We start from the raw sequence: 25589 nt of genomic DNA, 5'->3' as shown, positions 1-25589 counted from the left end.
AACGATTTTAGGATAGCTTTAAAGCTAGTGTAAAATGACGTTTGCTTCATCATTTTCAGGGCCGAAAGGAATTAGGGGAAAGCATCTTGTTTTAAAATGCGACTATGAATCATCTAAGAGGGGGAAGTGAAGTGGCAAACAAGGAATTGAAAAGGGGCTTAGAAGCACGTCATATTCAAATGATTGCTTTAGGCGGAACGATTGGTGTTGGCTTGTTTATGGGATCAGCCAGCACAATTAAATGGACAGGTCCATCAGTAATGCTTGCGTATGCAATTGCAGGTATTTTTATTTTCTTCATTATGCGTGCGATGGGTGAAATGTTGTATATGGAACCAAGTACAGGTTCATTTGCGACGTTCGGTCACAAGTATATTCATCCGTTAGCTGGTTATATTACAGCGTGGAGTAACTGGTTCCAGTGGGTTATCGTTGGGATGTCAGAGATTATTGCGGTTGGAGCATATATGCAATATTGGTTCCCAGACTTACCAGCTTGGATACCAGGTGTAATCGCAATGGTTATTCTTGGCGCAGCTAACTTAATTTCTGTTAAGTCATTTGGTGAATTTGAATTTTGGTTTGCGATGATTAAAATCGTTACGATTCTATTAATGATTATTGCGGGATTTGGACTTATTTTCTTTGGAATTGGTAACGGTGGAGAAGCGATTGGTATATCTAATCTTTGGTCAAATGGCGGTTTCTTTACAGGTGGTTTTTCAGGATTCTTCTTTGCATTATCACTTGTAGTTGGTGCATACCAAGGTGTGGAATTAATTGGTATTACTGCTGGTGAAGCGAAAAACCCGAAGAAGACACTTACAAGAGCGATTCAAAGTACAATTTGGCGTATTTTAATTTTCTATATTGGTGCTATTTTCGTTATTGTAACTGTATATCCGTGGGATCAATTAAGTACAATTGGTAGTCCGTTCGTAGCAACTTTTGCGAAGGTTGGTATTACGGCAGCAGCTGGACTTATTAACTTCGTTGTTATTACAGCGGCAATGTCGGGTTGTAATAGTGGTATTTATAGTGCGGGCCGTATGCTTTATACGTTAGGTGTAAATGGACAAGCGCCGAAATATTTCACGAAACTTTCTGGAAATGGTGTACCTTTATTCGGTACAGTTGGCGTAATTATCGGTTTAGCGGTTGGTGTTGTTTTAAGTTATATCGCACCGAAAAACTTATTCGTATATGTATATAGTGCGAGCGTACTTCCTGGTATGGTACCATGGTTCGTCATTTTAATTAGTCAAATTAATTTTAGAAAAGAAAAGGGAGCAGAGATGAAAGATCATCCGTTCAAAATGCCATTTGCTCCTGTTACAAACTATTTGACAATTGCCTTTTTAATTATGGTATTAATCGGAATGTGGTTTAACGATGATACACGTATTTCATTAGTTGTAGGTATTGTTTTCTTAGCTATCGTCACAATTAGTTTCTATACTTTCGGAATAGGGAAAAGACCTCCGTTAGATGTTCAAAATGATCAAGAGATTTCAAGTAAATAAAGAAAGTAAAAAATCCGATTTCTCATATGGAAATCGGATTTTTTACTATTAAAATTTCTCTAAAACGATTTTCCCAATGGTACTTCCGCTTTCAAGCAGTGCATGTGCTTTCTTTACGTTTTCAGCGTTAATTGGTGTGAATGTTTCATTTAGAGTAGTCTTTAAAATACCTTCATCTAATAGTTCGCTTACTTTATTTAATAGTTCGTGCTGCGTGATCATATCGCCAGTTTCGTACATCGCTTTTGTAAACATAAACTCCCAAACGAATGTAGCACTTTTACTTTTTAAAATACCCATCTCAAGAGGGTGTTCATTTTCTACGATAGAGCAAATTTTTCCTTGTGGTTTAATGAGGTCACAAATTGCTTGCCAATGTTCATCTGTATTGTTTAAGCAGAAAATATAATCTACATCTTTTAGCCCAAACTCTAATATTTGATCTTGTAAAGGTTGGTGATGGTTAATGATATAATCGGCACCAAATTTTTCAACCCAGTGTATCGTTTCATTACGGGATGCAGTTGTGATTACATTCAGTCCAGCCCATTTCGCCAGTTGAATGGCAATTGAACCTACACCACCAGCTCCGCCGATAATTAAAATGTTTTTGAATGTATTCTCATCTTTCTTATTATAATCAATGCTTAAACGTTCAAATAAACCTTCCCATGCTGTAATAGCTGTTAAAGGAAGTGCTGCAGCTTCAGCATCATTTAACGTTTTAGGTTTCTTGCCAACGATTCTTTCATCAACTAGGTGGTATTCACTATATGTACCTTGTCTCGTAATACTTCCAGCGTAAAATACTTCGTCGCCTTCTTTAAATAACGTACAACCTTCGCCCGTTTGTACGACGACACCACTAGCATCCCAGCCAAGTATTTTCGCTACATCTTCTTTTTTATCTTTCGGAGAGCGAACTTTTGTATCAACTGGATTAACGGAAATAGCGTTAATTTTAACAAGTATATCTCTTCCTGTAGCAACAGGTCTTTCAACTTCAATATCAATTAAACTGTTTTCTTCTTCAATAGGTAAGTATTCATGTAAACCAATTGCTTTCATTTCTATTCCCTCCATTAAAGTAAGAGTTTTTCTCTTTTATTATAGTAGGTAAAGCGTCATTATGTAAAAAAGTTGAGTTCTTTCCATTTTGTAAAAGAGCTGTTTCAACTTCATTTAGAACTTTGTAACTGGCGAGCAACATCCATCACTCTGATTTTATAAGCGTCGGATGAGAGGTATACTTATTTTTCCAGTGTACCTTGCAATGAACAATACCAAGTGTTATATTATACTTGTAGTTATTAGTTATAAAACAGTACTAAATAATAAACAGTAGTGGATATCAATTAGAATAGGGTGAATGAATATTGAATGTACAATTTAAAAAAGGAGTTTTAGAACTTTGTGTTCTTGTCTTACTGGATAAGCAAGACCGTTATGGATATGAATTAGTTCGAAATATTTCCAATCGAATTGAAATATCAGAAGGGTCTGTTTATCCTCTTCTTCGAAGGCTAACTAAGGAAGAATATTTTACAACGTATTTACAGGAGTCTTCAGAAGGCCCTTCAAGAAAGTATTATACACTGACGGATAAAGGTAGAACGTATTTGTATCAACTTTTGGAGGAATGGAATGAGTTTTCACAAGGTGTCAATCAATTAATTAAAGAAGGTGTAGGTAATGACGAAAGATAAATTTTTACAACAATTAAATGTATCTCTAAAAAGGTTATCTGATAAAGAGCGTGCAGATATTTTAAAAGATTATGAAGAACATTTTACTTTCGGATTAGAGGAAGGGAAAAGTGAAGAAGAAATTGCAACTTCATTAGGCTCTCCAGCTCAAATCGCCAAAGAGTTATTAGCAGATTATCATATTGAGAAAGTAACAGCAAGTGCAACAACAGGAAATGTTTTTCGGGCAATTTGGGCAGTAATTGGATTAGGTTTTTTCAATTTGTTAATCGTGCTTGCACCTGCAATTACATTAGCGGCATTAATTTTTTCAGGATGGGTTCTAGGTATCTCATTTTTAGGCGCACCATTACTTGTTTTAGTTGATACGGTTATACATCCAAATACATTCTTGCTATTTAATCTTTTTGTTTCTTTAGCACTTTGTGGACTTGGATATTTCATTGTTATTGCTATGTTATTTTTAACGAAGCTAGCAAAGAATGGATTTGTTCGTTATTTAAAGTTCAATATAGCATTAGTAAAAGGTGGTTTAAAGCATGATAAATAAAAAGAGTCTTTCAATCATTGCAGGTATTATTTTCATTATTGGTATTATCGGAAGTTTATTCACTTATCGTTCAATTGCTGCAGTACCAATTTCAGAAGAAAAGGTCGTTAATAATAATAATGTGTCAAGCGTCATTATTGATACAAATAACGTTCGTGTTAATATCAATCCTATAAAAGATAGTAACGTGAAAGTAAAATTAGATGGCGAGGTTAATCCAAACGTAAAAAGAACATTAGCTACGGATGAGGAAGATTCAACGCTTCTCATTTCTTATAAAGAAAAACAACAGAGCTGGTTCAACTTTAATATTTCTGAAGTATTGGCTCCATTAACATTAAATGTGTATCTACCCGAAAAACAATATGATTCATTAAAAGTTTCCAATAATAATGGCTACGTTTCTGCTAAAAAACTAAACGCAACACATTTTAATATAAATACAAGCAATGGACATGTTGAATTAAGAGAAATCAATTCGCCAAAAATTATCGCAGAAGCAAACAATGGAATTATGGATTTCAAAGATGTATTGGCACAAAATATTCATGTGAAATCGAACAACGGACGAATAATGCTAGACCATGTTGAAGGTGAAATAGAGGGGCAAACTAAAAATGGAAGTCTTACTCTTAAAACGAATGAACTGGATCGAAATCTCAATTTTATGACTCATAATGGGAAAATTAATATTGAAACCGAAAAAGAACCAACTAATGTTCAATTTAATGTTTCTGTCGACAACGGCAGCGCGAATATCCTGAATAAATATAACGGGAATACGGTTATTGGAAAGGGAGAAAATATAATTAAATTAAACACACATAACGGAAATATTACAGTGAAAAACCAATAGCATATTACCTTTTATAATCTCAGCTCGTCGCACATAAAGAGCAATGATAAATAAAAAAGAACCGACTCCTTTTTTCAACATATAGGTAGTCGGTTTTTTTTATGTAACCTTCGTTTAAGTGTGTATCCTTTTCGTATTTCAAAATACAAACAGTTGATTTATTACCCTGGATTCTTAGAAAAATAACGAATAATAATTAATAGTGTAAGGAGAATTTGTGAATGACTCAAAAATAATAGCTGAAACAATGAAAAGTGAGAAGGAGTTTATTTCTAGCAAGAGGAATTCTTTACTGTATTGTTTTATTCAAAACTAAATTTAAAGGTGGATACATAATGACAGTAAAGAAGCTTTATTTCGTCCCAGCAGGTCGTTGTATGTTGGATCATTCGTCTGTTAATAGTACATTAACACCAGGAGAATTATTAGACTTACCGGTTTGGTGTTATCTTTTGGAGACTGAAGAAGGACCTATTTTAGTAGATACAGGTATGCCAGAAAGTGCAGTTAATAATGAAGGTCTTTTTAACGGTACATTTGTCGAAGGGCAGGTTTTACCGAAAATGACTGAAGAAGATAGAATCGTGAATATTTTAAAACGGGTTGGTTATGAGCCGGAAGACCTTCTTTATATTATTAGTTCTCACTTGCATTTTGATCATGCAGGAGGAAATGGCGCTTTTATAAATACACCAATCATTGTACAGCGTGCTGAATATGAGGCGGCGCAGCATAGCGAAGAATATTTGAAAGAATGTATATTGCCGAATTTAAACTACAAAATCATTGAAGGTGATTATGAAGTCGTACCAGGAGTTCAATTATTGCATACACCAGGCCATACTCCAGGGCATCAATCGCTATTAATTGAGACAGAAAAATCCGGTCCTGTATTATTAACGATTGATGCATCGTATACGAAAGAAAACTTTGAAGATGAAGTGCCGTTTGCGGGGTTTGATTCGGAATTAGCCTTATCTTCAATTAAACGTTTAAAAGAAGTTGTGATGAACAAGAAGCCGATTGTTTTCTTTGGACATGATATAGAACAGGAAAAGGGATGTAAAGTGTTCCCTGAATATATATAGTGCAAAAAGTCATGAGCTCACTTCACATGTGCTCATGACTTTTTCGTTTAAATAATTTTTTTGAATAAGTTATAAACTTTTTTAGAACTATCTTCATTTAATTGATAGTACGTAAGGTTTACATCATTAGGAGTATCTTGTTGAGCAATCATCACTTCGTTACTGTGATGGTCAACTACCCATATGAAATATTTTTTATAAGTCCCATCCTCGAAAGTAATCCACATATCACAGTCTATTAAATCTGATTCTTCTTCATCTAATGTTAATTTTCCTTTTTTGGCGGTATCCATACTGTTAATGAATGTTTTTAATTCATCTGTTTTCGTGAGAAAGATATCTTTTTTTGTTTTAATTGACTCGACATGTATATCTTTTATTTCCTGTTTTCCTAAAAAGACAGGGGGCTTATTTGGATCTCTTTGAGTTGAAATGATAGTAGCTTTCTTCTTTGGTTTATTTGCTGTATAGAAATCTTGAATAGATTTCCCCGAGTTGAAAAACCATGCGATTCCAAAAATAATCAATGCACTACCTAGCAGTAAAATGATTTTTTTAATAGAATATTCTCCTCTCTATCACTTCGTATGAAGAGCTTTTCTATTAATATATGATAGGGAAGCGTAAAGTATTATAATTGAACTTGGTTATTCTGCACAGTTTTAACAGGGCGATCTACGAGTAAATTGTAAGTGAGTCCGATTAGTACGAAAATGCCACCGACAACCTTTCCTATAGAGAGTTCGTGTGACAAGATGAAATCAATGATAGTCCCCGCAAATAATTGTCCGATAAAGATGAGTAACGTTAAATAAAATGCTGATATTTTAGGTGTAATATAGTTCGATAACGAGATGACGATAACGCCTACTAATCCGCCTAAGTAAACAGCGATAGGAATAGATTGCAACGTATGACTAGGAATGTACATTGAATCTGAACTGAAAATTAAAAATAACATAGAGAAAAATAATCCAGTAATATAATTAAAAAACGTACCTTCCCAATTACCGATTTTCGCTGCTAAATTTGCGTTAATAATTCTAGCAACAACGATAGAAACACCAGCTAAAATAGCGATAGTAATATATAACATTTTCTTGCCCCCATTAATAAATTGTCATGATTATAATTCCGGAAGAGATGAAACATAATCCAATTAGTTTTTTCTTTTCAAACTTTGCAACTTTCATTCCTAATAAGCCGAAATGATCAATAACGATGGAAGCAATGGATTGACCGAGTAAACTTAATGCGATCGTAATAGAGGCACCAAGGACGGAGAAACTTATATTATTAAAAAGGACAGTGAATACTCCAATCGCTCCAGCGCTATATAAAAAAAGTGGAATGCTTTTATCAAAAAAAATTTTATTTTTGTTTATGATTAAAACGAAAATAACTGCAATTAAACCGACAAGGTGAATGACAACGCTTGCTGTATACTTGCCAATTAATTCAGATAAAATCCCATTCAATGGAAGCATAACGGCGATGAGCACACCAATAAAGACAGAAAGAAAGTTGTACAATGTAATATCCCCTTTAATTTTCATATTTGTAATGACTGTATCATGCTGAAATTGTGAATTACTATGACATATGTCATAGTGGAAGGGGAAAATTTTGATTACAATGGGGAGTAGTTGTAAAGGCGGGGGAACTATGAAGAAAATATGTAATTCTATTAAATTAACAAATTATATGAAAGAAAATAATATTGACTCCTTTTTTAGTAATGATATGAAACCATATATGGAACTAATATTTTTTAAAAAGAATGAGTTTATTTGTAGAGAGAATGAAGAGATAGATTATTTATTTTTCTTCGTTGAAGGAAAAGCGAAAGCGTTTAATACATTAAGTAACGGGAAATCTGTATTATTATGCTTTTATGATAGCTTACAGCTGTTAGGAGATGTGGAGCTAATTCATTCTCAAAAGACAGCTTCAAACGTACAAGTGATGGCAGATTCATATTGTGTTGGTTTGCCTTTAGGGAAATTGAGAAATCAACTATTTCATGATGCGAAATTTTTACGGTGTATTTGCGGATCATTAGCACATAAGTTAAATCGGCTTTCAAAAAACAGTACAATTAATTTACTATATCCACTTGAAAATAGACTTGCGAGTTACATGTTAGCAGCAGGGGAACGAGCGGTGCAGCATGGAAATAGAATTGTATTTAGTGGGAATTTAACGGAAACAGCGGAATTGTTAGGAACGAGTTATCGTCATCTATTACGTACATTAAATATTTTTTGTGATAAAGAGATAATAAAAAAGAACAATGGTTGCTTCGAAGTAGTAAATGTGGATGTTTTGAGGGAATTGGCAGCAGATGTTTATAAATAGGAGGAGATTAGAATGATTACACCTATATTTAGAATTTTTGATGTTGAAAAAGCAAAGCTATTTTACATAGATTTTTTAGGGTTTAAAATGGATTGGGAACATCGGTATGAGGAACATATGCCATTATATATGCAAATTTCGTTACATGATGCTGTAATACATTTATCAGAACATCATGGGGATGCTTCGCCAGGCGGTGCGATCCGTGTGAAAATAGAGGATTTAAAAAGTTATTATGCTATTTTATCAAGTAAGGATTATGCTTATTCAAAACCTGATATAGAGAGCACACCGTGGGATACGATGGAATTAACTGTGATTGATCCGTTTTCAAATAGAATTATATTTTATGAGGAAAAATTGTAGAAATGGAAGGGGTTCATATACAAGTTTTCCTAAATTGAGTAGTGTAATTACGTGTTAAATGAATGGAATGAAGAGTAGTTCATAAAGTAGCGAACTACTCTTTTTCCTTTTGTTAAACAAATTGAATTATTGATAAATAAATCGTATCATAAAACATATGAACGAATGAGTATATGTTCATACGTTTTGGGAAGGAGGAAAAAAATGTTAGATGCAATTATCGTTGGAGCTGGTCAAGCTGGATTAACAATGGGATATTACTTGAAGCAAGAAGGTTATAATTTTTTATTACTTGAGGCAGGAAACCGAATTGGGGATTCATGGAGAAACAGATATGATTCTTTGCGACTCTTTACACCGAGGGAATATAGTAATTTACCAGGTATGATAGTAAAAGGAGAAGGAAATGGATTTCCGTGTAAAGATGAAATGGCAACATATTTAGAAGAATATGCAAGGCACTTTACATTACCGGTCCAATTGCAAACTGAAGTTTTTAAAATAAAGAAAGAAAAAGATATATTCGAATTACATACTCCTACAGAAATTTTACAAGCAAAAAAGGTTGTTATCGCAACAGGTGGTTTTCAGCAACCGTACATCCCTTCATTTTCACAACATCTTTCATCGCATGTTTTTCAAATACATTCATCACAATATAAATCACCATCACAAATTCCTGAGGGGAAAGTATTAGTAGTAGGTGGCGGGAATTCAGGAATGCAAATTGCAGTAGAACTTGCAAAAACTCATGGAGTTACAATGTCTATTAGTCATCCTTTAACATTTTTACCGTTACGTCTTTTTAGAAAAAGCATTTTTAGTTGGTTAGAAAAATTGGGTTTACTGTATGCTGAATTAAATACAAAGAGGGGAAAGTGGTTTCAGAAGAGAAAGGATCCTATGTTTGGTTTTGAAGGCAAAGAACTTATTCGTAGTGGGGCAATTAAACTAGAGGGAAAAGTGGTTCATGCATCAGAAAATAGCATTATGTTTCAAAATGGTGGCACGTATAGTGCAGAAAGCATTATATGGTCAACTGGTTTTATTCAAAACTATAAATGGATTGAAATAGAAAAGGCAGTGAATGAGAAAGGATTTCCTAATCATGTAAAGGGAATAAGTCCCGTGAGAGGATTATATTATATCGGTTTGCCGTGGCAATCTCAAAGAGGCTCTGCACTTATTTGTGGTGTAGGAAAGGATGCATCATATTTACTTTCTGAGATCAAAAAAATAGATCAGTAGCAGCGACTACTGATCATCCATATGTACATGAATTAGGAGAGGTCAAACATTTATTAACTTTATTATAATTGATTTTCATAAGAATAAAAACTGAAAATTCTAATTTTATGTTGAGAAAGTTTTTTGTATCGAAATATATAAAAGAATAGGGGTTTTTAGTAAAAAGAAATATGATATTTATATTTTAATAAATTGTGATATAGTTTATAAAGAACAGATTACATAAAATGTTATTTTATTACATATAAAGTAAGGGGGAATGGTTGTGAAGTTTGATGATCAACGCCTACTAGGAGTACGATTAGGTTCTATACTTGTAACAGAGGAAAATCAATATTTAGTAATTAAGAAAAAAGATCATTATGCACTTTTAAATATACATAATTTAGAATGCACACATGTTGAAGTGCAGCTAGAACATATTGAAGAAATGTTGCAGGAAGATTTTCAAGAAAGTATAACGGAGATTATCGCACCAGAACATATAAAAATTGTTGCCAAAAATGTAATATAAAGAAAGAAGCTGGAAGGGAGAGCTTCTTTCTTTTCGTTAAAAGGATAACGTTTTTAACACGTCACCAATAATCCCTTCCATTTGATGAACGCCTAAGTCAGCGTTCGTCATTATAACAGCACCATTACCTCGGTATGGATAGCATATCATCATACATTGAAATCCAACGCCCCATCCAAGTGAATACATTTGTAAGTCTTTATTCGAATCATCTAGAAACACACCTAATCCAGTCCATTTTGAGCAACCTTGAGGAGAAATCATATCTTGTACTAATTTTTGAGAAAGTTTTAGTTTGCCCTTTCCTTGTAAGGAATGAATGATTTCAATTACTAAAGTTGATAAGTCTGTTGGTGTTGTCCAAATACCTGAAGCGGCTGCGAATGGATAAAATGGATACTTCTCATTTGTAACGGTGCCATCTTTATTATGCCCGCAAGCAAAGGCCTCCATTTTATTTATATCTTTAGTAGAGAATAGCATACTATTTTTCAGTTGTAGTGGATGAAAGATATATTCTTCAAGTAAAAGATTGAATGGTTTTCCAGTTATATCTTCAAGTAGTAGTTCAATAATACAAAAGTTTGCATCAGAGTAGTGAAATTCGCTTTCTGGTTTATAAGTTATTTCTATCGGTACTGGACAATATGATGTTTTACCGGCAAGGATTTCAGACATGTTTGGTCGCCCTTGTGCAAGTGTATAATGCTCAAAACTATTAGGAGGATCAATGATTCCAGATTGGTGGCTTAATAAATTTCGCAGGGTGACTTTTTTCTGTGAGGTAAATAGACTGGTAGGTATGTTCCAAGATGTGAGTCTATCATTTACGTCTTCATCTAAATGCACGATCTTTTGATCTGATAACGTTAGTACGAGCATTGTAGTGAAGAATTTACTAATAGAACAAGAATTGAATATGGAATTCGTAGTGACAGTTTTAGTTGTTCCAGATTCAAGTGTTCCGCAGGCAGTTGCTTCATCTAGTTTACCATCACGTATAACGGCAAGGCTTAAACCTTCAACGGAATATTGGTTCATTTTCTCGTATATAGTGTTACTTTTTAAGTTCATAGTGACTCCTTTCTTATGAAAGACAGAATGTTAGTTCTATTATACAGTAGTTAATAGAGAGAATGAGAGAAAAAGAAAAAACTTCATCTTTTATCGATGAAGTTCTTTTAGTTAATTCGAAGTGAATGCTTTAAAAAATTTATCTCGGTACATGTACATTAGCCATGAGGTTGTTAGTAAAGAAATAATGATTTGTTTGTTTTGAATTGGCGCATTGAAAACAAGCCAGCCAACGATATCAAATAATAAATGTAGTGCAATTGAAAGAACTACAAATTGTAGTAACGTCTTAAAAAATCTTTTCATAAAGTATCCCCCTAAAATAAAAGGTTTTATCAACAGTGTTGTATATTACTATTATGCATTAAATGTGTTTCATGGTAAAATTTACATAAGTTAGTGAAATAAAACAAATGAAAGCTAATGAGGAGGAATAGTCATGGAATTTTGGATGATCATACCGATAGCGGTCTTTGGGTTTATTTATATTGCTGAAAAATTAAATAGAATCGAAAAGAAAACGGATGCACGTTTAAAGAGGATGGAAGATAGATTACAGCTAATTACGAAAGAAATGGGAATTATAGATAGAGAACCTGAAATTAATAAAGAGTTACGCCAGCTTATGGAAGAAGGAAAAACAGTTACAGCAGTTAAGAGAGTAAGAGAGGCTTTTGGGTTTTCTTTACTAGAAGCGAAGCAATATGTTGATAAATTATAAAAAAGATCATCCATTTGGTTGATCTTTTTTCAATGCACCATGCGTGTATTTACATAAGCAGCGATTATAACGTGGCCAATTATAATGATAGGAAATAAGATTTTGACATTAGGAGTAGTGAAGACACTACCAATTGTGGCAATAGCACCGGCAGTTAAATTATAAAGACCAACTATTTTTGATAACTTACCTTTATCTGGCACACGGCGTTCATTGAATCCTGATAAGAGCCAAGTGTATTGTTTAACTCCGATGAAATAGGCTAGTGCAAATGAAATAATTGCTAGTATGAATAATGATGGGGAAGCGAAGAGAGTCATTGAAAACACCTCCGTTAAAGGGTTATAAATAAATTATAGTATGAATGTTATAATTTAACAAAATATAAGTGTAATAGAAAACGGAGTATTTATCATGAAGGGAGATTAAGTATGAATATTGTGGAATTCCAGAGATATGTATTAAATTTCAGTAAAGAAAAAGGATTTCAAGAGACAACGATTGAAGAGCGAACGATGTATGCGATGGCGGAATTGGGTGAATTAGCGGAAGCTATATTAAAACGTGAATGGTAAGTGGAATATTAATGTGTAAAGATGGGGGATACGAATGAAAAAGAAGCTTATTATAGGAGGAGTCTTTACCTTAATTAGTGTAATGAGTGTTTTCGCTTATTTAGTCTTTCAAGGCATATTTATTCCGAATCAAATAAGTGCGGATAAGTATGAAATAAAAGGTGTAGATGTTGCGTCATACCAAGGAGATATAGATTGGAGAGAGTTGGAAAAGCAAAATATGAAGTTTGCGTTTATAAAGGCTACTGAAGGAAGCTCGTTTGTAGATAAGTACTTTTCGGAAAATTGGACGAATGCGAATAAGACAGGTATGCGCGTCGGAGCGTATCATTTTTTTAGTTTTGATAGTAAGGGTGAAACACAAGCAGAGCAATATATACGAACTGTTCCAAAGTATAAACAAGCATTGCCACCCGTAATTGATGTTGAGTTTTATGCTAACAAAAAAGATAATCCCCCTAAGCGTGAAGATGTTGTGAAAGAGTTGTCGGTCATGATAAAAATGCTAGAAAAACATTACGGTAAGAAAGTAATATTGTATGCAACTCAAGAGGCATATGATTTGTATATAAAGAATGCGTATCCCCAATGTGATATATGGATTCGTAGTGTCTTTACAAAACCGAGTTTATCTGACGAGAGAAAATGGACGTTTTGGCAATACACGAACCGTGGGAGATTAAATGGTTATAATGGAAAAGAGAAGTATATTGATTTGAATGTATTTTATGGTAACGAGGAAGAGTTTGAGAATTATGGAATAAAAGGTTAAGTTTTAAAGCGTACAAAATTTTGTACGCTTTTTTGTTACTTACATAAAAATATACAAGTAAAGATGGAACAAACATTTAAGATGAATTGTCTATTATAGGTAATAACTATTCCATTTGAAAGAAAGGGTGGAGAAAATGAAAAATACATTATTAAAAGTAGGGGTATGTGTTAGTTTATTAGGAACAATGCAATTTGTTAGTACAATTTTTTCTGTGAAAGCGGAACAAAAGCTAGAGCAAAAAGTAATAAAAAATGAGACAGGAACTATTTCAATTTCTCAGTTAAATAAAAATGTATGGGTTCATACGGAGTTAGGTTACTTTAACGGAGAAGCAGTTCCTTCGAACGGGCTAGTTCTTACTACTTCTAAAGGGCTAGTACTTGTCGATTCTTCTTGGGATGATAAGTTAACGAAGGAATTAATAGAGATGGTAGAAAAGAAATTTAAGAAGCGAGTAACGGATGTCATCATTACACATGCGCACGCTGATCGAATTGGCGGAATAAAAACGTTGAAAGAAAGAGGCATTAAGGCGCATAGTACAGCACTAACTGCAGAACTAGCAAAGAAAAGTGGATATGAAGAACCGCTTGGAGACTTACAATCCATTACAAATTTGAGTTTTGGAAATATGAAAGTAGAAACATTTTACCCAGGGAAAGGACATACAGAAGATAATATCGTCGTATGGTTACCGCAATACAACATTTTAGCTGGAGGTTGTTTAGTGAAATCTGCGGAAGCTAAAGATTTAGGGAACGTTGCTGATGCCTATGTAAATGAATGGTCCGCATCGATTGAGAATGTGCTGAAGCGATATGGAAACATCAATTCAGTAGTGCCTGGTCATGGGGAAGTAGGGGACAAAGGATTGCTTTTACATACATTGGATTTGTTGAAATAAGAAACTGTGGGAATATAAAAGCGAGGAGAAACAATTTTCTCCTCGCTTTCTTCTAGCTATATTTAAATGCGAAGCCATCAATTATGCCTGCATACGTTACTGAGATTTTAATTCCAAGTATACAAATACCAGTACCGTCATAATTGCTATAACAACATAAGTAATATCGAGCATTATAAGTGTTTTTAAAGTTTCAGTCATCCTAATTCACCCCTGGTATGAAAATATAACATAATCTCTTATCAATCAGATCAGAGATTATAGAGATAACAATGTATATGAAATTTATTAAGTAGTGTCTATATAAATATATCATATAAATAATGTAAGTAATGTTAAGGTAGTGTAAATGTATTGTAAATAAAGTGATTTTTCATAAAATATTTAATCAAAAAATTGATAGTTCTTCAAAATGAAAAGAAGCTATTCTTTCTGTTGCATAATAAAAAGAAAGAATAGCGTTTTTGTATGTCTATTTCTGTTTGCTTAAGAGATTTATAGTACGAAATTGTTCTTTCGTACTATGAACTAGAAAGTTAAATATGTGATTCAGCAATAGTCTAGCTATTTGAAAACTTGAACAACAGGGGTATGTAATGTTTTTTTGTGTCAATAAAAATATTATGTAAACAATATAAGTTGTCACAAATTTATACATATTATTGTGATTGATATCACATCTCTTTTCCTCAATGGGTATTATGCTTAGGTTGTAAGGAATGATTGGGAGAGGGTGGGATGATCATGTTTTGTTATCAATGTGAACAAACGCCAACAGGTGGATGTAAAGTGATGGGTGTTTGCGGTAAAAATGAAACAATTGCAAGTTTACAAGATACGATTGTGTTTGGGCTAAAAGGAATTGCAGCTTATCGTACGCATGCTGCTCAGCTAGGGTATACTGATGCATTTGTAGATGCTACGACGCAAGAAGCACTGTATATGACATTAACAAATTCCAACTTTAATGAACAAGAACATATTGATATGGCTATGAAAGTAGGGAAATCGGCTTTACGAGTAATGGAGTTATTAGATGAGGCGCATACGAATCACTTTGGTGTTCCAGAGCCTGTTCAAATTACGCAAAACCATGTAGAAGGTAAGGCAATTGTAGTTACTGGACATAATTTATTTGCGTTAGAAGAATTATTAAAACAAACAGAAGGAAAAGAAATTAATATTTATACGCATTCTGAAATGTTACCAGCACACGGTTATCCGCAGCTGAAAAAATATAAACATTTAAAAGGAAACATCGGTAAGGCATGGTATGATCAACGACGTCTTTTTGAAAAATTTACAGGTGCTATATTAGCGACAACGAACTGTGTTATGCCAATTAAAGGGTCGTACTCTGATCGATTCTTTTCATATGATATTGCAGGTTTAGAAGGTGTACAAAAAATTGAAAATGATGATTTTGCACCATTGATTCAAAAAGCGCTAGAACTTCCAGAAGTACATATGGAGTCGGATGAACAGTTAGTAACAGGGTTCCATCATAATACAGTATTATCATTAGCTCCTGAAATTATTGAGGCAGTAAAAGAAGGAAAGATTAAGCGTTTCTTTGTCATCGCAGGTTGTGATGCACCAGGAAAAGGCGGAGAATATTATCGTGAATTAGCAACGTCACTTCCGCCAGAAACAGTTATTTTAACGACTTCTTGCGGGAAATTCCGCTTTAATGATGTGGAGTACGGTGTTGTACCTGGTACAAAGATTCCGCGTTACATTGACTTAGGGCAATGCAATAATTCAATTTCAACAGTGAAAATAGCAGCCGCTTTAGCAGATGCTTTTCAATGCGAAGTGAACGAACTGCCAGTTAGTATTGTCCTATCATGGTTTGAACAAAAAGCGGTTGCCATTTTACTTGGGCTATTTAGTCTTGGTATTCAAGATATTCGCATCGGTCCAAAGGCGCCTGAATTTATTTCACCTGGCTTGCTTGATGTATTACAAGAAACGTTTGGTTTGAAACTGATTACAACTGCAGCAGAAGATATGGAAATGATTTTATCGTAACAAAAGAATGATCTGTCTTATTAAGAAGAAGAGCTAACCTATAGCGCTCCAAAACAAAAATGTAGAATATTTGTTTTGGGGTATTTTCTTTTCTTGGCGGGATAGGTATGTGGCGAAATTTCTTCAAAAAGAAAATTGGCTGTCTCTAATGTGTAGAGATAATAAAGTTGTTTACTTCTTATAGGACTAATGAAGTAGTTTAATGGAAGAAGTATTTATAGTAAGTGTTATAATATAATAATCAATAACTTAAGCAAAGGGGGAAGCATTTTTGCACAAACTCAATGCATTAATACCAGAGCTATCAGTCTCAGATATGGAGCAAAGTTTAAATTTCTATTCGGAAATTCTCCTGTTTAAAATTGAATATCAAAGACCAGAGGATAAGTTTGCTTTACTGTCTTTAAATGAATGCCAGATTATGATTGAAGAAGTAAATGGTCATTGGAGTACTGGAGAGTTATCTTATCCCTACGGAAGAGGAATTAATTTTCAAATTATTATAAATGATATTGATCCACTATATGATAGTTTGAAAAAGAACGAGTATCCAATTAAATTTGATATTCAAGAGAATTGGTATAGAGCTGATACTAAATTAAAGGGACAAAAAGAATTTTTAATTATGGACCCTGATGGTTATCTATTAAGATTTGTTCAAAATTTAGGTGAAAAAGATGTTGAGGCAGATTAAGCTATGTAAGACAGGATGAAAATTTAGTAAATGGAGCAAGCTACTTTTTCAATAAGGGGCATTAGATGAAGAAGAATTGACCAATTTTATTATTTTTATAAATTACAGGCTACAACAATTAAATTTAGTAGGTGGGTATTACATTTTTTAGACTAAAATTAACCAACTTTATTGTCACTGAACATCTAATAGGTAATAGTTGATTTTAGAAAAATATAAAAATCGAGTTGACATTTACAACTACTCAGTCATACAATGTACTTGTAATAGGTAATACTGAGTAGTGCTGTTTCTCAAAATATTTTCAGCAAACGATAGGTAATAGCGGTTTTTAGAAAAATTTTAAAAATCGAGTTGACATTTACAACTACTCAGTCATACAACGTAGTTGTAATAAGTAATACTGAATAGTGTAGTTGTACTCAAAAGCTATTCAGTAAAAATTCGCCTTAGTACTCTGTGATACTGAATATAAGTCAGACAGAATAGGGGGTAAAGGAGGATCAGGACATGGAAAATTTAACTGAAATGCTAAAAGGTTCACTGGAAGGGTGTGTGTTGGAAATCATTAGCCGCCGAGAAACGTATGGTTATGAGATTACCCGCCACCTGAATGATCTTGGGTTTACCGAAGTCGTAGAAGGGACGGTTTATACTATCCTCGTACGATTAGAAAAGAAAAAGCTTGTGAATATTGAAAAGAAACCATCAGATATGGGACCGCCTCGTAAGTTTTATTCATTAAATGAGGATGGCCGTCAGGAGCTTGAATTGTTTTGGAAAAAATGGGATTTTGTATCTTCAAAAATTAACGTCTTGAAGTCAAACTAGCCTCATAATATAAAATGTTCCGGCTCATATTTGGAGAGTTTCTTGTTCTGCTTTATAAAAAAGGAGGAAAATAAGATGTTGGAAATGTTTAAAAAATTAATTGGTGATAAAAAAGAGTACAAAATGATGATGGCACGTGTTGGAGCACTGCCAGAGGATTATCAGTTTGTGTTTAAGAAAATTCAAAACTACATGTGGAATTTCTCAGCGGGTAATGGAATGGATATGCTGCACATACAGTATGAATTAATCGATTTGTTTGAAGCAGGTGCAGCGGAAGGGAGACAAGTGCTTGACATTACTGGGGAGGACGTGGCATCCTTTGCTGACGAACTAGTGGCAAACGCTAAAACGTATGTCTCTAAGTATCGTGAAGATTTGAATGAAAGTATTATGAAGAAATTGAGAAAAAAATAAATGCAATTAGTAATACCGACTGATTAGCTGGTTACAAATGTGAATTGCCGCCATCGCTATTCAGTTATATTTTTAAACTGGTACTAAGTAATACAGATTATCAGTGATACTAAATAGAGGGTGTATGTAATCTAATTTTATAAGGGGGAAAAAGTATGAGCAATGCAGCGATTTCTATAAAAGGGTTAAAAAAATCTTTTAAAGATAAAGAAGTCTTAAAGGGAGTGGATTTTGAGGTGCAGCGTGGCTCCATTTTCGCGCTGCTAGGCTCAAATGGAGCTGGAAAGACGACAACGGTCAATATTCTTTCGACGTTAATGAAACAAGATGATGGTGAAGTGAGTATTTGCGGTTTTGACGTCCAGCGACAACCAGATCATGTTCGTCAAAGCATCAGTTTGACAGGACAGTTCGCAGCTTTAGACGGCATGCTTACTGGAAGGGAAAACTTGATAATGATCGCTAAGTTACGTGGTGTTTCCAATCCGGCACAAGTTGCTGATAATCTACTTGCAAGATTTAGCCTGACTGATGCGGCCAACCAGAGGGCAGACCAGTATTCAGGCGGGATGAAGCGCCGACTTGATATCGCGATGAGTTTGATTGGGGCGCCAGCAGTTATTTTTCTAGACGAACCAACGACTGGACTTGATCCGGAAGCACGGATCGAAGTGTGGGATACAGTCAAGGAACTTGCCGGCAGCGGCACAACGATTTTGCTCACGACTCAGTACTTGGAGGAAGCAGAACAACTGGCGGACCGTATCGCTATTTTGCATGGCGGAAAAATTATTACGACAGGTACTCTTACTGAACTGAAAGAGATGTTCCCGCCAGCAAAAGTAGAGTATATCGAGAAGCAGCCGACGTTGGAAGAAATTTTCCTTGCGATTATCGGTAAAAAGGAGGAGATGTAAATGAAAAGCAAAACAGGGGTATTACTAGGGCGCTTAATGCGTAATATTATGCGTAGTCCGGATACAATTATTACAGTAGCGATTACACCGATTATGATGATGCTATTATTTGTTTACGTATTTGGCGGGGCTATAAAGACAGGAACGGATAACTACGTTAATTATTTATTGCCGGGAATTTTGTTAATGGCTATCGCATCCGGTGTAGCGTATACTTCTGTACGATTATTTACGGATGTAAAGAGTGGGCTGATGGCACGTTTCATTACGATGCCTATTAAGCGCTCATCAATATTGTGGGCTCACGTTTTAACTTCTCTTGTTGCTAATGTACTTACTATCGTGGTGGTTATTCTTGTTGCGCTCTTAATGGGATTCCGTTCCAGTGCTAATATGTTAGAATGGCTTGCAGTAGCTGGGGTTCTAGGAACGTTTACGCTAGCGCTAACATGGCTAGCTATCATTCCAGGACTGAAAGCGAAGTCAATGGAAGGGGCGACAGCGTACTCGTATCCACTAATTTTCCTTCCATTTATTAGTTCAGCTTTTGTACCTACCGAAACGATGCCAAAAATTGTCCGTGCATTTGCAGAGAATCAGCCTGTAACTTCAATCGTGAATGCGATTCGTGCCCTTTTATATGAAGGAACTGTTGGCAACGATATTTGGATTGCACTCGCTTGGTGCGTAGGTATCATGATCATCTCTTACTTTTTCGCAAGTAAAACATTTAAACGTCAGTTAGGGTAAGTGAATTTAGTCATCCGAAATTATATATATTTTTGAAAAAGCACGGAAGGTTTTCTGTGCTTTTATTATTTATTGTGCTCTCATGGTAAAAAATATAGGAAACTGGTAACGAATAAACCTCAATATTTTGAGGTTTAACCGATCACTGCTTATGGAGAATATAAACATAACCGCTCTTGTAAATCGTTTAATATTTCTTCAGGCATTTCCTTGATTGTAATATCTTTCCCTAGGAAAAGTAGCCAATTTGTTATCTCTGTCACTTCATCGGAATTGTTAACATCGATAAATGTTTTTAAAATGGCTGTAGATTGGTAAGGGTTTGTATAAGAAATTGAAATTTTTAAAGGATGGTATTTTTTGTACTGGGCAATCGCTTTTGGACCAAGTTCAAGTACAAGGTTAATTTCTTCGTCCTTCTTATTGAGTTTTTCTAAAATCTGTTTCTTATTTAACCTCTTTTTCGTCGTGTACGGTTCGATATTGACGAGGTCATCGACAGGAAACAGCAGTTTCTTTTCTTCTTTTAAGTCAAACCCTTCAATGATCCAACGGCTTTTTTCTTGATAAAGGTGTAATAGATAAATTGGGTAAGACTTGATTTCCTCTTCTTCTTTGACGGTAATCAATAAATGTCTATCCAAAAGAAGGATTTGGATGAGTTTTTCTAACATAGGGTGGGGGAGGTCAGAAAGCTCAAGTAGATCGGGATTATAAGGGTTAGTCCCTTCAAAAAGCAAGAGTTGATTTAAAAGAACGAGGTCATCTTGCTGGGTTTCTGAGATGAGTCCTAGTAGTTTTTCAGCTAAAGACTGGCGACTTTTTAGATAGGGAAGTTGTTGATTGCTTGTAGCCATAAAGGCAATAAAAAGAGCTTTGACTTCATTATCAGTAAAGCGAACAACGGGCAGGATAGAATTATGCATGACAAAATATCCACCAGTTCTCCCAACTTCAGCGACAAGTGGCATGCCCATAGCTTCAATTTCTCTAATGTCTCTAATAGCTGTCGATCGTGATACGTTAAATTCTCGTATGATTTCAGTAATTGTAAAGTGGGAGCGATTGTTGATATACCGCATAATTGTATTAATCCGTTCAACTTTTTTCATTGGAATCTCCTAAACAGTATCATTTTTTGACATGATTTAAAGATATTATAAACGTATCAGATGAAAAGTTAAATCGTTTGATTCATTTTAAAAAAGGAAGGTTTTGAATATGAAAAATTATACTATAGAAGAAAAAGATAGCTTTATTGTGTTAGGTATTGGAACTGAAATTAAGAGTGACTATACAGACTTTGCTGGAATCAATAAAGAAAAGGAAGACTTTTGGTCGGCTGTTAAAGAAGATGGAAGGTTGGATACTTTAAAAGCTTTAGCTACAAACGAATATATTTTTTCTGTGAGCGAAGCGGTGAATAACAAGATGATGTATTATGCTGGTGTCATGACAGAAGCACAAATAGAAGAAGAATCTAGAGTGATCCAGTTTCCGAAGGGAGAATACTTAGTAGTGAAAGGGGAAGACAAAACGGCTGAAGAGCTAAGTAATAAACTGACTGGCATCGCCTTCGGTCAAGCTTTACCAGAAGCAACAGATTTTGCTTATGTTGGTGGACCGAATACAACGGTTGAGATGGGACAGAGAGACGGCTTAGTATTTGGTGAAATGTGGATTCCAGTTGTAAGGAAGTAAAGTGATAAAAGGTACGAATATGGAAAGTAGAGGCTAACGATCTTGAATTGTTAGCTTTTGCAATTGTTTCACTTAGCATGGTTTGTTCACCGGGGCCTAATATGATTTATCTCATTTCTCGTTCCATTACGCAAGGGCGTATGACAGGATTTATTTCTCTCTTAGGCATTATGCTCGGAATTGAAGATTTTTTAATGATACGGTAGGAATACCGTCTTTTTTTATTTTAAGGGAATTTTGACTTGTTATCTTGATAGTCATGTGGCAAAAGCCCTATTACGTCTAAACTAAAATATGGTCATATTGTTTTCGGTACTTTTTTTATAATATAACCATATTATAAAAAGGAGGGGGAGATGAATGCCTAAAATAGTTGATCAAATACAAAGGAAGAATGAGATAGCCACCGCTACTTGGCGTGTAATATTAGAAAAAGGTATCGATAAAGCTTCCATACAGCAAATCGCTGATGAAGCAAACATGTCAGTTGGCCTTGTTCAGCATCATTTTTCGTCTAAAAATGCATTGATTTACTATGCAATGAATTTAGTATTGAATCGAATGGAAGGACGGGCGAAAACTCGTACAAGTGATTTTAAGGGAACGAAAGAAGAAGCGCTTAGAAGATTAATGAAATTTATTATTCCTATTAATAAGGAAGAAATGTTGGAAGGGAAGGTTTGGATTACATTCTTAGGAATCTCTTTTAGTTCCCCAGAGCTTATTGAACTTCGGAAGAAAATGGATGAGCATACGAGGTACCTAATGGGAATGATCCTAGATTTAATGGAGGAGTTAGGATACTTTACATCAGGATACAATAGAGAGTGTGAATTGGAGATACTGTACGGATTTATCGATGGGCTAGTAATTCATGTCCTTCAAACACCAGAATCATATCCAAAAGAAAAAGTGAATCAACTTATTGAGTATTATTTAGTAGAAAAAAAGAGGGATTGATCGCATGAATAAAGTTTTCATTATTATTCTTGTAGTTGTTATCGTATTGATCATTAGGCAGCTTATCCCTAAGAAAGTAGATAGTTTTGATCTTCTTGGTATACCCATCATGGCTATAATTAGAACTTATATCGGTCTTCCAAATAAATTGGACTTTATTATTACAATTGAATTAATTAGCTTGCTTATATTAGGAGCAATAGTTGGTTATTGGCAAGCTAAGAGGGTGAAAGTTTTTCATCATAACAATCAATTATGTAGTGTTGGGGGCTATTCGTATATTATCGGATGGATTATTATGCTTTTGGGAAGGCTGGTTATTTTATTGTTGTTCAACCTTACTTCTCTCATATCAGCATTTCATGCGGGACAGGAACAGTTTACGAGTGAAGTAATTAAAGTTCTTTCGCATACTGGAGATTGGTTAATATGGTCTACTATTCTTGCATCTTCCATCATGTATACTGTTACCTTATATAAGAATCACCCGGATATCAAAAAAATTATACATGCTCGTTTTAAAGAAATAAAACAGCGGATAAAATATTAATTTAACTAATACGAATTGTAAAAGCATGTATTTGTTATAGAGCTGCCGACTATACCTATCAACTTAATAAATAAATATTTTATAAAAAAATATTTTTTGACCCCCATAAAATTATATATTCCTCCGAATATGTATATTGAAGAAAATAAATAGAAGAAAAATGGTCATGAAAGAACATTGAAGTGTTAATAAAATTACTAGATTAAGTGTGGAATCCGAAATCAAAGGATGAAATTACCAATGGTAAAGAGAAGAGTTATTCAAGGATTGCAGATAAAATAGAAAAAGAGCAAGCAAAACAAGCGGAAGAAAACAAGAAAGTACATTAAAATACAAACTTAACTTTAGTGACGAGACAAAAGGAAATTCGTTAAGAAAACAGTGGGAAAAAGTTAGTCTCAAAAAATATAAGTAACAGCAAGAGGACAAACCAAAGGGAAAACACTTACAAAATATGGTTAAATGGTCACTTCTTTAGTGGCCTTTTTGCTATTTGAAGGAGGCTGGAAGATTACTAGTGTTGAGTTTAGTAATGAAGATCCTAAGAAAACCGAAAATAGAAGATATCGTATATAACATACAAAACAACGGAGGAGATAGGGAAGTATTTATCGTACAGTATCAGCCTTTTATTAGAAAATCCATATCGTCTGTCTGTCGCCGATATATTACAGAACAGGATGATGAATATAGTATTGGACTGTTTGCGTTTAACGAAGCAATTGAACAGTATTCATATAAAAAAGGGAAATCTTTTCTAGCGTTTGCTGATCTTCTTATAAAAAGAGATGTAATTGACTATATACGCAAGGAGTCTAAGCATAACTTTGTCTTTTTAAAAGAAGATGAGCAAGAGAAAATGTTAGAAATGCAAGTATCGCTTACGGAGTATATGAAAGAGATCGAAAATAGTAACCGTAAGGAGGAAATTCTTCATTTTCAAAGTGTGTTAGCTGAGTTTAAAATCACATTTTCAGAGCTTGCTAAAGAATCTCCTAAGCATCGTGATACGCGTGAACATCTAATAGAAATTGTGAAGATTATTATAAAAGAAGAGGAAATGATGGAAGAGTTGTTCCGAAAGAAAAAATTACCACTAAAACATATTGAACCACGTGTTAGGGTAAGTCGTAAAACGTTGGAACGACATAGAAAATACATTATTGCAATGTGCATTATTTTTGCAAACAACTATACATATATTCTTGATTACATAAGAGGGGAAAAGCATGATGAATAAAGGAATTGTGATGGATATAAAAAAGCATAACGTAGTTGTTTTAACTCCAAATGGAGAGTTTATTACATTTAAAAGAAAAGCGCACCCATACATGATAGGAGAGGAAATCTCGTTTAACAAACAGGAACAAAGAGCGCCGCGTTTTTCCATACCACCTTTCTTAAAGCCTACAACAGTAATTGTTGCTGGTTTTCTATGCGTATTGCTGTTTTTTTACAATCAACCAGAAGAAAAAGTGTTTGCTTATGTCTCAGTTGATATAAATCCAAGTTTAGAGGCGAGCGTAACGGAGGATCTTCGTGTTATAGATTTGCGGGCTTGTAATGATGACGGAAGGCGTATTTTAAAAGAAATGAAAGGGTGGGAAAATAAGCATCTGCAAGACGTAATACGTACGATTATAAAGCAGAGTCAAGAGGATAAGTACTTAACAAATGATAAGAAAGTTATGCTAACGGCTGTTGCAAAGGATAAATCGTTAGAACCACAGTTGGAAAAGGCTTTGCAGGAATTAAAGAAAGAGTATGAGATAAAACATATTACAGTTGAATATCAAAGCAGTACGATGGAAATACGGGAGGATGCCAAGAAAGCAGGAGTTGGAACGGGCGTTTATATAAAACAAGAGAATGAGAAGAAAAAATCGCTCACTCCATCTCATCAAGAGCAACCAAAGTCGCCATCTGACATATCACCAGATGCAACTCATGTAAATGAAGAAAGATATGAGAAAAAAGAGTATATAGAACAAAAGCAATCTAAGCATATAAAAGAAAATCATGGGAACCAGCAAGAGAACAATGGTAGAGGATCCCAAGGGAATAGTGGAAATCAGGAAGGGAACAACGGAAGAGGATCCCAAGGAAATAATGGGCGCCAGCAAGAGAACAACGGAAGAGGGTCGCAAGGGAATAATGGAAATCAGGAAGGGAAAAATGGCAGAGGGTCCCAAGGAAATAGTGGACATCAACAAGAGAACAACGGAAGAGGGTCCCAAGGAAATAATGGGAACCAGCAAGAGAACAACGGAAGAGGGTCCCAAGGAAATAATGGAAATCAGCAAGGGAACAACGGAAGAGGGTCCCAAGGAAATAATGGGAACCAGCAAGGGAACAACGGAAGAGGGTCCCAAGGAAATAATGGAAATCAGCAAGGGAACAACGGAAGAGGGTCCCAAGGAAATAATGGGAATCAGCAAGGGAACAACGGAAGAGAATCGCAAGGAAATAATGGGAATGGT

General features: G+C 34.6%; 31 protein-coding genes and 2 pseudogenes. 25 read left to right on the top strand and 8 right to left on the bottom strand.

The window, feature by feature from the left end; all coding sequences use genetic code 11:
• Positions 1 to 131: 131 nt before the first annotated feature.
• Positions 132 to 1523 carry an amino acid permease gene (locus CER22_RS22370; RefSeq protein WP_142293535.1) on the top strand — a complete coding sequence of 464 codons (1392 nt, stop codon included), beginning with the start codon at positions 132 to 134 and terminating at the stop codon, positions 1521 to 1523.
• Between the two features lie 48 nt (positions 1524 to 1571).
• Here the strand turns inward: CER22_RS22370 and CER22_RS22365 are convergent, their stop codons facing one another.
• Positions 1572 to 2591, bottom strand: a complete 1020-nt coding sequence (locus CER22_RS22365; RefSeq protein ID WP_088609577.1) for a zinc-binding alcohol dehydrogenase family protein — start codon at positions 2589 to 2591, stop codon at positions 1572 to 1574.
• Between the two features lie 308 nt (positions 2592 to 2899).
• Between CER22_RS22365 and CER22_RS22360 the strand changes: the two genes are divergently transcribed.
• The 4 genes from CER22_RS22360 to aiiA all read left to right on the top strand — a co-directional run bounded on the left by CER22_RS22360 (position 2900) and on the right by aiiA (position 5723).
• On the top strand, positions 2900 to 3229 hold the full coding sequence (locus tag CER22_RS22360; RefSeq protein WP_001102638.1) for a PadR family transcriptional regulator: 330 nt from the start codon (positions 2900 to 2902) through the stop codon (positions 3227 to 3229).
• Complete coding sequence (locus tag CER22_RS22355) at positions 3216 to 3779, top strand: HAAS signaling domain-containing protein (protein ID WP_088609576.1); 564 nt, start codon at positions 3216 to 3218, stop codon at positions 3777 to 3779. Before CER22_RS22360 ends, CER22_RS22355 begins: the two co-directional genes overlap by 14 nt.
• A complete protein-coding gene (locus CER22_RS22350; protein ID WP_088609575.1) occupies positions 3769 to 4635 on the top strand; it encodes a DUF4097 family beta strand repeat-containing protein in 867 nt (288 codons plus the stop codon). The genes CER22_RS22355 and CER22_RS22350 overlap by 11 nt, the downstream gene beginning before the upstream one ends.
• A 335-nt stretch (positions 4636 to 4970) precedes the next feature.
• Complete coding sequence (gene aiiA, locus CER22_RS22345; RefSeq protein ID WP_088609574.1) at positions 4971 to 5723, top strand: quorum-quenching N-acyl homoserine lactonase AiiA; 753 nt, start codon at positions 4971 to 4973, stop codon at positions 5721 to 5723.
• A 47-nt stretch (positions 5724 to 5770) separates the two neighbouring features.
• Here aiiA and CER22_RS22340 read toward each other — a convergent pair whose 3' ends face one another.
• The 3 genes from CER22_RS22340 to CER22_RS22330 form a co-directional block, all read right to left on the bottom strand.
• Entirely contained in the window at positions 5771 to 6265 is a 495-nt protein-coding gene (locus CER22_RS22340; protein WP_142293534.1) for a hypothetical protein, read from the bottom strand.
• 89 nt (positions 6266 to 6354) lie between these two features.
• Complete coding sequence (locus CER22_RS22335) at positions 6355 to 6819, bottom strand: DMT family transporter (protein ID WP_000965807.1); 465 nt, start codon at positions 6817 to 6819, stop codon at positions 6355 to 6357.
• 13 nt (positions 6820 to 6832) lie between these two features.
• Positions 6833 to 7279 (bottom strand): DMT family transporter, encoded by a 447-nt coding sequence (locus CER22_RS22330; RefSeq protein ID WP_142293533.1) that lies wholly within the window; start codon positions 7277 to 7279, stop codon positions 6833 to 6835.
• Between the two features lie 109 nt (positions 7280 to 7388).
• Here CER22_RS22330 and yeiL point away from each other — a divergent pair, with 109 nt between their 5' ends.
• The 4 genes from yeiL to CER22_RS22310 all read left to right on the top strand — a co-directional run bounded on the left by yeiL (position 7389) and on the right by CER22_RS22310 (position 10209).
• Positions 7389 to 8081 carry a transcriptional regulator YeiL gene (gene yeiL, locus CER22_RS22325; RefSeq protein WP_088609606.1) on the top strand — a complete coding sequence of 231 codons (693 nt, stop codon included), beginning with the start codon at positions 7389 to 7391 and terminating at the stop codon, positions 8079 to 8081.
• Positions 8082 to 8093: 12 nt separating this feature from the next.
• Positions 8094 to 8447 carry a glyoxalase superfamily protein gene (locus CER22_RS22320; protein WP_088609571.1) on the top strand — a complete coding sequence of 118 codons (354 nt, stop codon included), beginning with the start codon at positions 8094 to 8096 and terminating at the stop codon, positions 8445 to 8447.
• A gap of 204 nt (positions 8448 to 8651) precedes the next feature.
• Positions 8652 to 9695, top strand: a complete 1044-nt coding sequence (locus CER22_RS22315; RefSeq protein WP_088609570.1) for a flavin-containing monooxygenase — start codon at positions 8652 to 8654, stop codon at positions 9693 to 9695.
• 265 nt (positions 9696 to 9960) lie between these two features.
• Positions 9961 to 10209 (top strand): hypothetical protein, encoded by a 249-nt coding sequence (locus tag CER22_RS22310; protein WP_000666938.1) that lies wholly within the window; start codon positions 9961 to 9963, stop codon positions 10207 to 10209.
• A 36-nt stretch (positions 10210 to 10245) separates the two neighbouring features.
• Here the strand turns inward: CER22_RS22310 and CER22_RS22305 are convergent, their stop codons facing one another.
• Entirely contained in the window at positions 10246 to 11283 is a 1038-nt protein-coding gene (locus CER22_RS22305; RefSeq protein WP_088064094.1) for a serine hydrolase domain-containing protein, read from the bottom strand.
• Between the two features lie 111 nt (positions 11284 to 11394).
• A complete protein-coding gene (locus CER22_RS22300; protein ID WP_088609569.1) occupies positions 11395 to 11589 on the bottom strand; it encodes a hypothetical protein in 195 nt (64 codons plus the stop codon).
• Between the two features lie 133 nt (positions 11590 to 11722).
• Between CER22_RS22300 and CER22_RS22295 the strand changes: the two genes are divergently transcribed.
• The gene (locus tag CER22_RS22295) at positions 11723 to 12004 is read left to right on the top strand and encodes a hypothetical protein (RefSeq protein WP_061677629.1); all 282 of its coding nucleotides are present in this window, start codon (positions 11723 to 11725) and stop codon (positions 12002 to 12004) included.
• Positions 12005 to 12033: 29 nt separating this feature from the next.
• On the opposite strand, the gene CER22_RS22290 is transcribed toward CER22_RS22295, so the two are convergent.
• Positions 12034 to 12324: a DUF3784 domain-containing protein gene (locus tag CER22_RS22290; RefSeq protein ID WP_048543795.1), complete on the bottom strand. Its 291-nt coding sequence runs from the start codon at positions 12322 to 12324 to the stop codon at positions 12034 to 12036.
• Between the two features lie 111 nt (positions 12325 to 12435).
• Here CER22_RS22290 and CER22_RS22285 point away from each other — a divergent pair.
• From CER22_RS22285 to CER22_RS22235, 9 genes and pseudogenes are all read left to right on the top strand, one after another.
• Positions 12436 to 12573, top strand: a pseudogene (locus tag CER22_RS22285) (MazG nucleotide pyrophosphohydrolase domain-containing protein); the annotation flags it as partial.
• A 40-nt stretch (positions 12574 to 12613) separates the two neighbouring features.
• Complete coding sequence (locus tag CER22_RS22280) at positions 12614 to 13351, top strand: glycoside hydrolase family 25 protein (RefSeq protein ID WP_088064092.1); 738 nt, start codon at positions 12614 to 12616, stop codon at positions 13349 to 13351.
• 136 nt (positions 13352 to 13487) lie between these two features.
• On the top strand, positions 13488 to 14258 hold the full coding sequence (gene bla2 / locus CER22_RS22275; protein WP_088064091.1) for a BcII family subclass B1 metallo-beta-lactamase: 771 nt from the start codon (positions 13488 to 13490) through the stop codon (positions 14256 to 14258).
• 744 nt (positions 14259 to 15002) lie between these two features.
• A complete protein-coding gene (gene hcp, locus CER22_RS22265) occupies positions 15003 to 16289 on the top strand; it encodes a hydroxylamine reductase (protein ID WP_088064488.1) in 1287 nt (428 codons plus the stop codon).
• A gap of 271 nt (positions 16290 to 16560) precedes the next feature.
• Positions 16561 to 16983, top strand: coding sequence for a bleomycin resistance protein (locus CER22_RS22255; protein WP_088609568.1), 423 nt, complete (start codon positions 16561 to 16563; stop codon positions 16981 to 16983).
• Positions 16984 to 17493: 510 nt separating this feature from the next.
• Entirely contained in the window at positions 17494 to 17814 is a 321-nt protein-coding gene (locus CER22_RS22250; protein WP_000429486.1) for a PadR family transcriptional regulator, read from the top strand.
• Positions 17815 to 17889: 75 nt separating this feature from the next.
• A complete protein-coding gene (locus CER22_RS22245; protein WP_000891990.1) occupies positions 17890 to 18231 on the top strand; it encodes a DUF1048 domain-containing protein in 342 nt (113 codons plus the stop codon).
• 155 nt (positions 18232 to 18386) lie between these two features.
• A complete protein-coding gene (locus CER22_RS22240) occupies positions 18387 to 19148 on the top strand; it encodes an ABC transporter ATP-binding protein (RefSeq protein WP_088609567.1) in 762 nt (253 codons plus the stop codon).
• Positions 19149 to 19898 (top strand): ABC transporter permease, encoded by a 750-nt coding sequence (locus CER22_RS22235; protein WP_088064090.1) that lies wholly within the window; start codon positions 19149 to 19151, stop codon positions 19896 to 19898.
• A gap of 149 nt (positions 19899 to 20047) precedes the next feature.
• Here CER22_RS22235 and CER22_RS22230 read toward each other — a convergent pair whose 3' ends face one another.
• Positions 20048 to 21010: a helix-turn-helix transcriptional regulator gene (locus CER22_RS22230; RefSeq protein WP_088609566.1), complete on the bottom strand. Its 963-nt coding sequence runs from the start codon at positions 21008 to 21010 to the stop codon at positions 20048 to 20050.
• A gap of 109 nt (positions 21011 to 21119) precedes the next feature.
• On the opposite strand from CER22_RS22230, the gene CER22_RS22225 reads away from it, so the two are divergent.
• From CER22_RS22225 to CER22_RS22205, 6 genes and pseudogenes are all read left to right on the top strand, one after another.
• Complete coding sequence (locus CER22_RS22225) at positions 21120 to 21599, top strand: GyrI-like domain-containing protein (RefSeq protein WP_088609565.1); 480 nt, start codon at positions 21120 to 21122, stop codon at positions 21597 to 21599.
• A gap of 77 nt (positions 21600 to 21676) precedes the next feature.
• Positions 21677 to 21796 (top strand): annotated as a pseudogene (locus CER22_RS32635) (LysE family translocator); the annotation flags it as partial.
• Between the two features lie 163 nt (positions 21797 to 21959).
• Entirely contained in the window at positions 21960 to 22559 is a 600-nt protein-coding gene (locus tag CER22_RS22220) for a TetR/AcrR family transcriptional regulator (RefSeq protein ID WP_088064087.1), read from the top strand.
• Between the two features lie 4 nt (positions 22560 to 22563).
• Positions 22564 to 23109: a hypothetical protein gene (locus tag CER22_RS22215; protein ID WP_088064086.1), complete on the top strand. Its 546-nt coding sequence runs from the start codon at positions 22564 to 22566 to the stop codon at positions 23107 to 23109.
• 517 nt (positions 23110 to 23626) lie between these two features.
• Positions 23627 to 24349 (top strand): RNA polymerase sigma factor SigI, encoded by a 723-nt coding sequence (gene sigI / locus CER22_RS22210; RefSeq protein ID WP_088609564.1) that lies wholly within the window; start codon positions 23627 to 23629, stop codon positions 24347 to 24349.
• Positions 24342 to 25589 (top strand): anti-sigma factor domain-containing protein (locus CER22_RS22205; protein WP_306426516.1); only part of this gene is annotated, 1248 nt, incomplete at its 3' end. The genes sigI and CER22_RS22205, both read left to right, overlap by 8 nt.

The sequence above is a fragment of the Bacillus sp. K2I17 genome (assembly GCF_002209985.1).
GTDB classification, from domain to species: Bacteria; Bacillota; Bacilli; order Bacillales; family Bacillaceae_G; genus Bacillus_A; species Bacillus_A wiedmannii.
Note: the sequence above shows the minus strand (reverse complement) of the source record. Positions and strands in the feature narration are given on the sequence as shown.